11 protein-coding genes, 1 tRNA gene and 1 rRNA gene are annotated in these 12,861 nt (G+C 44.1%); 8 read left to right on the top strand and 5 right to left on the bottom strand.

Annotation, left to right across the window (positions count from 1 at the left end; all coding sequences use genetic code 11):
- The 7 genes from lptB (at position 1) to mgtE (ending at position 5,706) form a co-directional block, all read left to right on the top strand.
- Positions 1–726 carry an LPS export ABC transporter ATP-binding protein gene (gene lptB / locus H2O73_RS06840; RefSeq protein WP_182107920.1) on the top strand — a complete coding sequence of 242 codons (726 nt, stop codon included), beginning with the start codon at positions 1–3 and terminating at the stop codon, positions 724–726.
- 43 nt (positions 727–769) lie between these two features.
- The gene (locus tag H2O73_RS06835) at positions 770–2,230 is read left to right on the top strand and encodes an RNA polymerase factor sigma-54 (RefSeq protein WP_182107919.1); all 1,461 of its coding nucleotides are present in this window, start codon (positions 770–772) and stop codon (positions 2,228–2,230) included.
- 23 nt (positions 2,231–2,253) lie between these two features.
- Positions 2,254–2,541, top strand: a complete 288-nt coding sequence (gene hpf, locus H2O73_RS06830; RefSeq protein ID WP_182107918.1) for a ribosome hibernation promoting factor — start codon at positions 2,254–2,256, stop codon at positions 2,539–2,541.
- A gap of 2 nt (positions 2,542–2,543) precedes the next feature.
- Positions 2,544–2,990, top strand: coding sequence for a PTS IIA-like nitrogen regulatory protein PtsN (gene ptsN / locus H2O73_RS06825; RefSeq protein ID WP_182107916.1), 447 nt, complete (start codon positions 2,544–2,546; stop codon positions 2,988–2,990).
- An 8-nt stretch (positions 2,991–2,998) separates the two neighbouring features.
- Positions 2,999–3,862, top strand: a complete 864-nt coding sequence (gene rapZ, locus H2O73_RS06820) for an RNase adapter RapZ (RefSeq protein WP_182107914.1) — start codon at positions 2,999–3,001, stop codon at positions 3,860–3,862.
- 3 nt (positions 3,863–3,865) lie between these two features.
- Positions 3,866–4,144, top strand: a complete 279-nt coding sequence (locus H2O73_RS06815) for an HPr family phosphocarrier protein (protein WP_182107912.1) — start codon at positions 3,866–3,868, stop codon at positions 4,142–4,144.
- 206 nt (positions 4,145–4,350) lie between these two features.
- Positions 4,351–5,706 carry a magnesium transporter gene (gene mgtE, locus H2O73_RS06810; RefSeq protein WP_182107910.1) on the top strand — a complete coding sequence of 452 codons (1,356 nt, stop codon included), beginning with the start codon at positions 4,351–4,353 and terminating at the stop codon, positions 5,704–5,706.
- A 75-nt stretch (positions 5,707–5,781) separates the two neighbouring features.
- Here the strand turns inward: mgtE and metH are convergent, their stop codons facing one another.
- Entirely contained in the window at positions 5,782–9,462 is a 3,681-nt protein-coding gene (gene metH / locus H2O73_RS06805; protein ID WP_182107908.1) for a methionine synthase, read from the bottom strand.
- 169 nt (positions 9,463–9,631) lie between these two features.
- On the opposite strand from metH, the gene H2O73_RS06800 reads away from it, so the two are divergent.
- Positions 9,632–10,921, top strand: coding sequence for a cation:proton antiporter (locus H2O73_RS06800; protein WP_182107906.1), 1,290 nt, complete (start codon positions 9,632–9,634; stop codon positions 10,919–10,921).
- Between the two features lie 119 nt (positions 10,922–11,040).
- Here H2O73_RS06800 and H2O73_RS06795 read toward each other — a convergent pair whose 3' ends face one another.
- The 4 genes from H2O73_RS06795 to rrf all read right to left on the bottom strand — a co-directional run bounded on the left by H2O73_RS06795 (position 11,041) and on the right by rrf (position 12,706).
- The gene (locus H2O73_RS06795) at positions 11,041–11,739 is read right to left on the bottom strand and encodes a DedA family protein (protein WP_182107904.1); all 699 of its coding nucleotides are present in this window, start codon (positions 11,737–11,739) and stop codon (positions 11,041–11,043) included.
- Between the two features lie 26 nt (positions 11,740–11,765).
- A complete protein-coding gene (locus tag H2O73_RS06790) occupies positions 11,766–12,170 on the bottom strand; it encodes a hypothetical protein (protein WP_182107902.1) in 405 nt (134 codons plus the stop codon).
- Between the two features lie 299 nt (positions 12,171–12,469).
- Positions 12,470–12,546, bottom strand: a tRNA-Asp gene (locus tag H2O73_RS06785).
- Positions 12,547–12,590: 44 nt separating this feature from the next.
- Positions 12,591–12,706, bottom strand: a 5S ribosomal RNA gene (gene rrf, locus H2O73_RS06780).
- Positions 12,707–12,861 lie beyond the last annotated feature (155 nt).

Raw genomic sequence — 12,861 nt, 5'->3', positions numbered from 1 at the left:
ATGGCTATTTTAAAAGCAGAGCATTTAGCAAAAAGCTACAAAAGCAGAAAAGTGGTCTCTGACGTCAGCTTAGCGGTTGAGTCAGGACAAATTGTTGGGCTATTAGGTCCTAACGGTGCCGGTAAAACCACCTCGTTTTATATGATCGTAGGCTTAGTAGCCCGTGATGAAGGCACCATTAGTATCGATGGACAAGACATCAGTATCTTGCCAATGCATAGCCGATCTCGCATGGGTATTGGTTACTTGCCACAAGAAGCCTCAATCTTCCGTAAGCTGTCTGTTCAAGACAATATTATGGCGGTACTTGAGACGCGTGAAGAACTCACTCGCGAAGAACGCCAAGATAAATTGGAAGATTTATTAGAGGAATTCCACATTCAGCACATTCGTGAAAGTGCAGGTATGGCACTATCAGGGGGCGAGCGTCGTCGAGTTGAGATTGCGCGCGCTCTGGCAGCAAACCCTCAATTTATATTGCTGGATGAACCCTTTGCTGGTGTGGACCCAATCTCAGTTATCGATATTAAGAAAATTATTGAACATCTACGTGATCGTGGCTTAGGTGTACTGATAACCGACCATAACGTTCGAGAGACGCTGGATGTATGCGAAAAAGCTTACATCGTGAGCCAAGGACATTTGATTGCAGAAGGAACGCCAGAAGACGTACTTAACAACGAACAAGTTAAGCAAGTTTATCTCGGCGAACAATTCCGACTATGATTAATAAAAAGTCTGTAGAACTTTATAAGGCACGTATTACTGCATGAAACCCTCATTACAACTCAAGCTAGGACAGCAGTTGGCGATGACGCCGCAATTGCAGCAGGCGATCCGCTTGTTGCAACTTTCGACGTTAGATCTTCAACATGAGATCCAAGATGCATTGGATTCCAACCCACTACTAGAGGTTGAAGAAGCCAATGATGAGCCGTCCACCAGCGATGAGAAAACGGCAAATGAGGAAAAAGACCACAGTTTGGAAGCGACGGAAATCGAGCTTCCAGACAGCTCTGAGCTAATTGAAAAATCTGAAATCAGCTCAGAACTAGAGATCGATACGACTTGGGATGATGTTTACAGCGCCAACACAGGGAGTACTGGCATCGCTTTAGATGATGATTTTCCAGTTTACCAAGGTGAAACCACCGAATCGTTGTACGATTACCTGCTTTGGCAGCTTGATCTCACCCCATTTAGTGAAACCGACCGAACCATCGCACTTGCTATTATCGATGCCATTGACGACTACGGCTATTTAACCATTTCACCACAAGATATCTTAGAGAGCTTCGATAGCGAAGAGATTGAATTGGATGAAATCCAAGCCGTGCGCAAGCGCATTCAGCAGTTTGACCCGCTTGGTGTGGCTTCTGTCAACCTACAAGATTGCTTGCTACTGCAACTTGCGACTTACCCTGCCGATACCCCGTGGTTGAATGAAGCGAAGCTAGTTCTCACTGAACATATCGATCAACTTGGCAATCGCGATTACAAACTGATCATTAAAGAAACTAAGCTTAAAGAAACCGATCTTCGCGAAGTTCTGAAACTGATCCAGCAACTTGACCCTCGTCCGGGTAGCCGAATCTCTTCAGAACATGCCGAATATGTCGTGCCCGATGTGTCTGTATTCAAAGATCATGGTAAGTGGGTAGTAACAATAAACCCTGATGCGGTTCCACGCTTAAAAGTGAATCAGCAGTATGCCGCGATGGGCAAAGGAAACAGCGCAGACAGTCAGTACATTCGAACCAATTTGCAAGAGGCAAAATGGTTAATTAAAAGCTTAGAGAGCAGAAACGAGACTCTGCTCAAAGTTGCCAAGTGTATTGTTGAACATCAAAGAGATTTCTTCGAGTATGGCGAAGAAGCGATGAAACCTATGGTTCTCAATGATGTTGCTCTTGATGTGGATATGCATGAATCTACCATTTCACGCGTCACCACACAGAAATACATGCACACGCCGCGTGGCATTTTTGAATTGAAGTACTTCTTCTCTAGTCATGTCAGTACAGACAATGGCGGAGAATGTTCATCGACTGCAATTCGAGCGTTCATTAAGAAGCTTGTGGCAGCGGAAAACACCGTTAAGCCATTAAGTGATAGCAAGATTGCAGCTCTACTCGCTGATCAAGGGATTCAGGTAGCTAGAAGGACGATAGCCAAATACCGTGAATCACTGGGCATTGCCCCTTCAAGTCAGCGTAAACGCCTACTTTAGGCAGCAACCGAGAAGGAAAGTCTATGCAAATCAATATTAATGGCCATCACGTTGATCTTACCGATTCAATGCAAGACTACGTAAACGAGAAGTTTCAAAAACTTGAGCGTTTTTTTGACCATATCAATAGTATTCATGTTGTACTTAAAGTTGAAAAGCTTCAGCAGATTGCAGAGGCAACCCTTCACGTAAATCAAGGTGAAATACATGCATCGGCAGACGATGAAAGCATGTATGCCGCTATCGACTCTCTAACCGACAAACTGGTTAGGCAGCTAAACAAGCACAAAGAAAAATTAAACAGTCATTAACTATGCAACTAAGCGAAATCCTAACATTGGACTGCACCAAAAGTGCAGTCCAATGTACTAGTAAGAAACGAGCTCTAGAAATGATCAGTGAAATCGTTGCAGAGCAAACCGGGCAAAACTCCACTGAATTATTTGAATGTATGCTTAGCCGTGAAAAGGTTGGCAGTACTGGCATAGGAAATGGAATAGCCATTCCCCATGCTCGTATGCACTCAAGCGATAAGGCTGTTGCGGTACTATTGCAGTGTGAAAGCCCAATAGAATTTGATGCTATTGATAACCGCCCAGTGGATTTGTTGTTTGCCTTACTTGTGCCTGACGCACAATGTAAAGAGCACCTCAAAACCCTCTCTTGTATGGCTGAACGTCTTAGTGACAAACAGATCCTCAAGCAATTGCGTAAAGCGCAATCGGATCAAGAGCTATACGATATTATGATCAACAGGTAATCACTGATATGCGATTAATCGTCGTAAGTGGTCAGTCTGGCGCTGGCAAAAGTGTTGCGTTGCGGGTATTAGAAGACTTGGGTTACTACTGTGTCGACAACCTACCAGTCAATATGTTGGATGTGTTCGTTCAATCCATCCAAGGCAGTAAGCAGAATGTTGCTGTTAGTATTGATATCCGTAACTTGCCAGAAGAGCCAACTCTGGTTAATGATGTCTTAGCTAAACTAAAACAGGAAAGCGATGTTAGCGTACTTTTTTTGGACGCTAATAAAGACACATTGCTTAAACGCTACAGTGAAACTCGCCGTATTCACCCGCTGTCACTCAGCCAAGAAAACACCTCTTTGGAACAAGCCATTGAGAAGGAAAAATGCATTCTTTCTCCGCTTAAAGAGAATGCTGATCTTATCATCGACAGCAGTAACCAATCCCTACATGAGCTAAGTGAAACTGTTCGACGCCGTGTTGAAGGTCGTGAACGGAAAGACTTGGTTATGGTATTTCAATCATTTGGCTTTAAATATGGTCTGCCAAGTGATGCTGACTACGTATTTGATGTCCGCTTTTTACCCAACCCTCATTGGGAACCTGAACTGCGCCCATTAACGGGACTCGATGCGCCTATTCGTGCTTTTTTAGAAAGCCATCAAGAGGTCATTGAACTAAAACTTCAGGTACAAAAGTTTATTGAGCATTGGTTACCACTGTTAGAAAAAAACAATCGCAGCTACCTAACAGTTGCCATCGGTTGTACCGGTGGTAAACACCGCTCAGTCTACTTAACTCAACAAATTGGACAATACTTTGCCGACTTAGGGCATCAAGTACAAATCCGTCATACTTCACTAGAAAAAGATCTCAAGGATTAATCAATGCAGCAAGAGAGCAAAACCGTCCTAATTCAAAACCGCTTGGGGCTACATGCTCGTGCTGCCGTCAAATTGGTAGAGCTTGCTCAATCATTTGATGCCATACTAACCATTCAAAGTCACGAAGGGAAAACCGCCACCGCAGATAGCGTCATGGGGCTATTAATGCTCGAGTCTGCTCAAGGCGAACACGTGACCATTCTAGCTGAAGGCAACGATGCCACCAGCGCTTTGGATGCCGTATGCCAACTTATCGAACACAAGTTTGATGAAGACGAGTAAACACCGCTTTCTTTCCTTTCGTTAATGGAGAGTCCTCTCTTTCGTAGTGATGGGCTCTTACAATGACAACTTAATTTCGACGTAATAACGCGCTAGGATAGCAATTCACAGTAAGAATTGTTTTTCTTAACACTATCTTATTAAACAAGTTGTAAAATTAAGTTACTATTCAGAACATTATAAGCCTATAGAGTTAGGGGGAATGAATGGCAGAGCAAATAGAATTCGATCAAGCTCACCAAGCCCTCCAAGAAGTCACTGAAGCTCTAGAAAATGGTCGTTTCGTCCATGTCCGCCGCCAACTGCAAGACATGGAACCAGAAGATATCGCTCATTTATTAGAGGCATCACCGCGTAAAAGCCGTGAAGTTCTTTGGCAACTTACCGATCCGGAAGATTACGGTGAAATCCTCGACGAACTAAGCGAGGATGTAAAAGATGACTTGGTGTCACGCATGGCACCAGAGATGCTCGCAGAAGCAACCGAAGGCATGGACACCGATGATGTGGCTTATGTACTTCGAAGTCTTCCTGACGACGTTTCGCGCGAAGTTCTCTCCCAAATGGATGACGAAGAACGCCAGCGTGTCGAAACTGCCCTTTCCTATCCTGAGGATAGTGCGGGTAGCTTAATGAATACCGACGTAATCACCATTCGTGGTGACGTCGATATTGACGTTGTTTTGCGTTATTTGCGCATGCGAGGCGAACTGCCAGAGGCAACCGATGCGCTCTATGTCATTGATGCTGAGAATCGTTTGATCGGCGAACTATCTTTGATGACGGTGCTAACGACACAGCCTGATGTCAGAGTAGCAGAAGTGATGGAAGATGCGGACGACGCCATTGAAGTCACCATGAGTGACTCCGATGTGGCAAGTCTATTTGAACGTCGTAACTGGGTATCTGCACCTGTCATTGATGAAAACCAGCAATTAGTGGGTCGTATTACCATTGATGATGTGGTTGACGTTATCCGTGAAGATGCCGAACACTCAATGATGAGTATGGCGGGTCTGGATGACGATGAAGATACCTTTGCGCCAGTAGTAAAATCCGCACGAAAACGTAGTATTTGGCTGGGAGCCAACGTCCTTGCAGCCCTTGCAGCGGCTTCGGTCTCCAACATGTTCGAAGCAACTTTAGATCAAATGGCTGCGATTGCGGTACTCATGACCATTGTACCTTCGATGGGTGGGGTGGCTGGTAACCAAACCGTTGCGCTCGTTATTCGCGGTTTAGCATTAGGTCATATCGGTGATGCCAACAAACGCGAACTATTGATGAAAGAAGCCGCGATCGGCTTTTTGAATGGGGTGCTGTGGGCATTAATCATTGGCGGTATCGTTGTTGCTTGGAAAGGTAATTGGATACTTGGCGGTATTATTTCAGCTGCGATGATGACCAATCTTTTGGTCGCCGGTATTGCGGGAGTGATGATTCCAGTCATGCTAAAGAAAATGAATATCGATCCGGCACTTGCTGGCGGTATGGCATTAACAACCGTAACCGATGTTATTGGTTTATCCGTCTTCCTAGGCTTAGCAACAATATTGATTTAGTCTAATTTGTACTCGTATTAAAAAAGCGCTGTTTTTACAGCGCTTTTTAGTTTTTAGAATATAGACAACTAGGCTTTAACCATTCAGGTTAGGTCCTAACCATTTCTCTGCTTCTAATCGATCCCAGCCTTTACGGTCAGCATAACTTTGCGCTTGATCTTCTTGGATCTGAGCAATGGCAAAATAACGAGAATCAGGGTGAGAGAAATACCAACCCGACACCGAAGCTCCCGGCCACATCGCATAACTGCTCGTTAGCGACATATCAATCGACTCTTCAACTTTGAGTAGTTCCCACAATGCCCCTTTTTCGGTATGTTCAGGACAAGCTGGGTAACCAGGTGCTGGGCGAATACCTTGATATTTCTCACGGATCAAATCGCTATTAGATAGATTTTCATCTGGAGAGTATCCCCAGATCTCTTTACGAATTCGTTCATGTAAATATTCGGCAAACGCTTCAGCCAATCGATCGGCAACGGCTTGGATCATAATTGCATTATAATCATCGCCTTGTGCTTTAAACTCATCGGCTAGTTCTCTTTCACCCACACCACCCGTCACCGCAAAGCCACCAATCCAATCTCGCTTACCCGACTCTTTAGGCGCGATATAATCAGATAGGCAATAGTTAAAGCCTTTTGGCTTTTCCGTTTGCTGGCGAAGGTTGTGCAGAACTTTTGCCACTTCGCTACGAGATTCATCCGTGTACACTTCAATATCATCGCCAACACTGGCAGCAGGGAATAATGCACACATACCACGAGATTTCAGTAATCCTTCTCGCTCAATTCTATCGAGCCAATCATTGGCATCTTTAAATAATCGCTGCGCTTCTTCACCCACTTCTTCATGTTGGAAAATGGTTGGGTATTTGCCCACCAAAGACCACGTCATAAAAAACGGCGTCCAATCGATGTAGTTACGTAGAATCGACACATCGAAATCATCAAATATATGCACTCCCGGCTTTTTGGGCACTGGCGGGGTGTAGCTATCCCAATCAATCGCGACTTTATTCGCTCGAGCAACTTCTAAGGTGACAGGCTTCGTACGTGGTTTTTTGCGATTGTGCTGATCACGAACTCGCACATAGTCTGCGTCCAACTTCTCCACGAAAGCAGGACGAAGAACATCTGATAATAAAGAGGTACAAACCCCAACGGCGCGTGAGGCATTATTAACATACACCACCGGGTTCTTGTAGTTTTGCTCGATCTTCACCGCAGTGTGCGCTTTTGATGTGGTCGCACCGCCAATCAGTAGTGGTAGATCAAGTTCAAGTCTCTCCATCTCTTTTGCCACATGAACCATTTCATCCAATGATGGGGTGATAAGCCCTGACAAACCGATAATGTCGACGTTTTCTTCTTTGGCCACTTTTAAAATTTTCTCGCATGGCACCATCACGCCAAGATCGATGATCTCATAGTTATTACACTGTAGTACGACACCAACAATATTTTTGCCGATGTCATGCACATCACCTTTCACCGTTGCAAGTAAGATTTTACCATTTGAAGAACCCGCTTCTTTTGAAGCATTAATGTAAGGTTCCAGGTGAGCAACCGCCTGCTTCATCACTCGGGCAGATTTAACCACCTGAGGCAAAAACATCTTCCCCTCACCAAATAGATCACCCACAACGTTCATACCGTCCATTAAAGGCCCCTCAATCACCTCTAATGGCTTTGAAGCATTTACTCTTGCCTCTTCAGTATCTTCAACAATAAACTCAGTGATGCCTTTTACAAGCGCATGTTCAAGGCGCTTTTCTACCGCCCAAGTTCGCCATTCCAATGCTGACGTATCTTCCACCTTACCAACGGCGTTTTCACGATATTCATCCGCGATATCCAGTAAACGCTCAGTACCATCATCACGACGGTTAAGCACTACATCTTCAACGGCTTCACGCAATTTATCGGGTACGTTGTCGTAAATTTCAAGTTGACCGGCGTTTACGATCCCCATATCCATACCGTTTTTAAAACAGTGGTAAAGGAACACAGCATGAATAGCTTCACGAACATAGTTGTTGCCACGGAAAGAGAACGAGACGTTAGAAACACCGCCAGAGATCATCGCATAAGGAAGCTCACGTTTTATATCTGCCACTGCCTCTATAAAATCAACCGCGTAGTTGTTGTGCTCATCAATACCCGTTGCCACCGCAAAGATGTTCGGGTCAAAAATAATGTCTTCTGGCGGGAAATCCACTTCATCAACCAAAATGCGATAAGCATTGGTACAAATTTCTAATTTGCGTTGACGAGTCTCCGCTTGTCCCACTTCATCAAATGCCATCACCACAACGGCAGCACCAAAGCGACGAATCAATTTCGCTTGCTCAATAAATTTCTCTTTGCCCTCTTTTAGAGAGATAGAGTTGACTATGCCCTTACCTTGGATGCATTTCAGACCTGCGACGATCACTTCCCACTTTGAAGAGTCGACCATTATCGGCACTTTGGAGATTTCAGGCTCAGAAGCACACAGGTTTAAGAAACGCTTCATACACGCTTCCGCATCGAGCATGCCTTCATCCATATTGATATCGATGATCTGTGCGCCATTTTCTACTTGCTGGCGCGCAACGTCTAATGCTTCATCATAAAGCTCTTCTTTGATCAGACGTTTAAAACGAGCTGAACCCGTCACGTTGGTGCGTTCACCAACATTGATAAATAGGGTTTCTTTCTCGATAGTTAAAGGCTCTAGCCCAGACAAGCGACAAGATACAGGTAGATCAGGCAATGTGCGAGGAGCCACCTCTTCTACAGCCATTGCCATATGACGGATATGTTCAGGCGTGGTACCACAACAGCCACCAATCAGGTTTAAGAACCCACTTTGTGCCCACTCTTTTACGTGTGCTGCCATCTCTTCTGGCGACAAATCATATTCACCGAATGCATTTGGCAAACCTGCATTTGGGTGCGCAGAAACGAAGGTTTCAGAGATACGCGACAGCTCATCAACATAAGGACGTAATTCATCAGGACCAAGTGCACAGTTAAGTCCAAAGGAGATCGGTCTCACATGGCGTAGTGAGTTATAAAAAGCTTCAGTCGTTTGTCCCGAAAGCGTTCGTCCTGACGCGTCGGTGATCGTGCCTGAGATCATCACAGGCAAAGCAAAACCAAGTTCCTCAAAAACACAGTCGACAGCGTAAGCACACGCTTTCGCATTTAAGGTATCGAAGATAGTTTCGATGAGAATGAGATCCGAACCGCCTTTAATCAGCGCGCGAGTAGACTCTGAATATGCCTCAACCAATTCATCAAATGAGACGTTTCTGTAGCCTGGGTCATTAACATCGGGAGAGATAGAGCAAGTACGGTTTGTCGGACCAAGCACCCCTGCAACATAACGAGGCTTATCAGGTGTTTTTTCCGTCCATTCATCCGCAACCTCACGGGCTAATTTTGCCGCGGCAAAGTTAATCTCATCACTCAGGCTTTCCATGTCATAGTCAGCCATGGCGATAGTGGTAGAGTTGAAGGTGTTGGTTTCAAGGATGTCAGCACCAGCTTCTAAGTAAGCCGCGTGTATATCTTTAATAAGTTTTGGCTGGCTCAGAACCAAGAGGTCATTGTTACCTTTAAGATCACAATGCCAGTCAGCGAAACGCTCACCACGATAATCTTGCTCTTCCAGTTTGTAGTCTTGAATCATGGTGCCCATACCACCATCGATCAGCAGAATACGTTGCTTTAGCTGCGCTATTATTTGTTGTCTTAACTTGCTTTCCACAATACAACCTCATTCCTTTGATTATCCTTCCATCCTAACACAGAAAGAAAAGGAGTCTAGACGTCTAAAGATGCAAATGTATGATACGAGGGTGATGAAATAATGTTTGCCATTTGTTGCGCTTAAGCACAGAATTACTAGTTACAAAATGTTACACAAGAGTCCCTTCATGTCGGTCTACTACACGCTTTGTTTTTTATCAGCCGCTGCAATGCTCATTGCCTTTGTAAACAGCAAAATAGGTAAGATGCAAACAACTATAGCAATTACCGCAGGGTCGATGATGCTATCGTTACTTATCTTAATCGCTGGTCAAAACGATTGGTTCGAACTCACTGAAATTGCAACCCACACGATTGCTAGTATCAATTTCGAAGATTTTCTATTAAAAGGCATACTCGGCTTTTTACTGTTCGCCGGCGGTTTAAGTATCAAGCTTCCCAACTTAAAAGATCAAAAATGGGAAATCACAGTACTGGCACTTGGCGCGACTCTGTTTTCCACATTTTTCATCGGTTTCGCTCTCTATGGATTTTGTGTATTAACGGGGATCCATTTTGAGTTGGTCTATTGTTTGTTATTTGGCGCACTCATCTCTCCTACCGATCCAATTGCCGTTCTAGCCATTGTTAAGAAATTAAATGCTCCAAAACGAATATCGACTCAGATTGAAGGCGAATCACTGTTTAATGATGGTTTTGGCTTGGTTATCTTTGTCACCATCTACACCATCGCATTTGGCACAGAAGCACCAACAATTGGCAGTGTCACCATGCTGTTTATTCAAGAGGCGATAGGTGGCATAGCTTATGGCTTAGTGCTCGGTTTAATCTTCCACTATCTCATCAGTGCAACCGATGACCATTCCATGGAGCTGCTACTTACCATAGGTATTCCAACCGCTGGTTACGCATTTGCTGAGATACTACATGTATCAGGTCCGTTAGCGATGGTCGTCTCAGGAATAATGATTGGCAACTGGACTCGTTATATTGGTTTCTCTAAAGAGAGTGAAGATCATTTAGACCATTTCTGGGAATTAGTCGATGAGTTCTTGAACGGGATACTTTTCTTATTGATCGGTATGTCGATGTTGTTGTTCGAATTCCACAAGGAAGACTTTATTCTGATGGCATTTGCGATACCTTTAGTATTAACAGGTCGCTACCTCAGCGTGTTCTTGTCTTATATTGGTTTTAAACGTTGTAGAAGCTATAACCCTTGGTCAATCCGAATACTCACTTGGGGAGGCTTACGTGGCGGTCTTGCTCTTGCGATGGCACTATCCATCCCAGCAGGGATCTGGGTTATTCCTGACAAACTGATCGACGTAAAAGAAGTCATTCTAGTGATGACCTACTCCGTGGTTGTCTTCTCAATCCTCATTCAAGGCTCGACCATTACACCAATGATCGAAAAAGCCAAGCAGGCAGAAAAAGAGCTCGATCAAACGAGCTAATAATGACTGGACACACATAAATGCAAATATACAAAAGACAGCCATTTGGCTGTCTTTTTTTGATCATATGAGATTAAGGTGCATTTGGATCATGGTAGCCCAAAAGCTCTAATAATGAATCAATGCTCAGTTTTATCTACTACCGGTTTTGCTTTTACTGAGTGCTGTTCCTGCCATACCTTACGAGCTCGAACCGTTACAAAACCTAATACAGCAGTTGCCAGCGTAATAACGGGTGCCGCCATCAAACCCATGGTAACTAATTTACTAATATGCTCTGGCAACATCGGTAGCAACATGCCTAAAGAACAGAGCAGCAATGTCCATAAAATGGCACTCAGCCATGCAAAATAATGAAACTTGTTCACCTTGTTAGCGCGCATCCCCATCATTAAAGGCAGCAATGAACGTACAACAGGAACAAAACGCGCACAAAACAGAGCGACCAAACCATGCTTGCTCAGCAGCACATCAACTTGCTGTAATCGCTTTTGAGGAACGGCTTTAACCCAACCTTGAACCTTAGGTAAACGATTTAACCAACGCCCTTGCACATAAGCAGCCCAACTGCCCACAGCAGCACAAGTAGCAATAATCACTAACACCAGAATCGGGTCGAGAACACCGACAGCAGCTAATGTCCCCGAGAGAACAACAACACTATCGCAAGGGAAAGGAGCTGCCGGAATAAACCCGCTCTCTAGAAATATCAATGCACCAACAACAAAATAGACCATCACGGCACTACCTGGTGTCATTAACGTCGTAAAGTCTTGATGCCAAAGGGCCATCAAAACATCAATAATTGAATCCAACATCTTATTACCTCATAAACCAAATCAAATCATGCGCTAAATAAAGGAATAGCATTTCGGCTATGAATAAAACGGTAGATAAGATTAGACTCATAATCTCGTCGCACTCGTGGATATATTTCACCTTCTAGCTCTCGATAGCGTAGCGAAGAGAGCAAATTCACATTCGCATAGATCGAATCATTGGTAGGTAAAAAATAGGTAGGTAGGTTTTGCCGTTCTGTTGGCTTATATAAATAACGGCAAAATACGGTGTGTAACGGGTTGTTGTGAGGCTTCGCTTCTATACCTAAAGATAATCGCTTAGCTTGACCTTGCTGCGGGCTCACAATGTTGTAGAGATTAGAATCGCGAGATAATAGCGGCTCATCCGTTGTATTTGAAAACAACAGAGTAAGACAGATTGCTGATAGCATTCCTATTATTCGCAACACGACTCTCCTACATTTTGTCTTACCCCAATTAGTAAGAACAATAACCCTATGTGGGGTTTTAGCGTTGCTGGCAAATAAGTTCAATAGCGATCATCTATCGTGATTATTAACGGTCGATAATCAAACAATAATAACTAAATGCAGAATAGGAAATAGTAGGATAAAAACGATTATATAAAGGTTTACCTTTCGATAAATCAATAGCCTGCATACGGCAACCCAAATTGCTGTAGAGATACAAATGAAGAATCAACAGATGTGAAAAAGCCCTGCTATTTCTAGCAGGGCTTTTCAATAAGTGGCGGAGTGGACGGGACTCGAACCCGCGACCCCCGGCGTGACAGGCCGGTATTCTAACCAACTGAACTACCACTCCGCAGTGGAATACTCGTTATTGCTAACAAGCGTTCATAATTTAAAGCCTGGCGATGTCCTACTCTCACATGGGGAAGCCCCACACTACCATCGGCGCTATTGCGTTTCACTTCTGAGTTCGGCATGGAATCAGGTGGGTCCGCAACGCTATGGTCGCCAAGCAAATTCTTACTTTACTTTCAGTTTTGAAAACTGAAGGCAAAAAATCTGGAAAGCTGTTTAAAGTTCTAAATACACATTCAATGTTCTTGCATTGAGTCCATCAAAACCCTTTGGGTGTTGTATGGTTAAGCCTCACGGGCAATTAGTACAGGTT

The organism is Vibrio marinisediminis (genome assembly GCF_014050145.1).
In the GTDB taxonomy this organism is placed as follows: Bacteria; Pseudomonadota; Gammaproteobacteria; order Enterobacterales; family Vibrionaceae; genus Vibrio; species Vibrio marinisediminis.
This window is presented reverse-complemented; position numbering and strand designations above follow the sequence as displayed.

Bases quoted from the DNA above. Each gene is read 5' to 3' on its own strand.
- lptB (WP_182107920.1), top strand. From the start codon at position 1: ATGGCTATTTTAAAAGCAGAGCATTTAGCAAAAAGCTACAAAAGCAGA.
- H2O73_RS06835 (WP_182107919.1), top strand. From the start codon at position 770: ATGAAACCCTCATTACAACTCAAGCTAGGACAGCAGTTGGCGATGACG.
- hpf (WP_182107918.1), top strand. From the start codon at position 2,254: ATGCAAATCAATATTAATGGCCATCACGTTGATCTTACCGATTCAATG.
- ptsN (WP_182107916.1), top strand. From the start codon at position 2,544: ATGCAACTAAGCGAAATCCTAACATTGGACTGCACCAAAAGTGCAGTC.
- rapZ (WP_182107914.1), top strand. From the start codon at position 2,999: ATGCGATTAATCGTCGTAAGTGGTCAGTCTGGCGCTGGCAAAAGTGTT.
- H2O73_RS06815 (WP_182107912.1), top strand. From the start codon at position 3,866: ATGCAGCAAGAGAGCAAAACCGTCCTAATTCAAAACCGCTTGGGGCTA.
- mgtE (WP_182107910.1), top strand. From the start codon at position 4,351: ATGGCAGAGCAAATAGAATTCGATCAAGCTCACCAAGCCCTCCAAGAA.
- H2O73_RS06800 (WP_182107906.1), top strand. From the start codon at position 9,632: ATGTCGGTCTACTACACGCTTTGTTTTTTATCAGCCGCTGCAATGCTC.
- H2O73_RS06795 (WP_182107904.1), bottom strand. From the start codon at position 11,739: ATGTTGGATTCAATTATTGATGTTTTGATGGCCCTTTGGCATCAAGAC.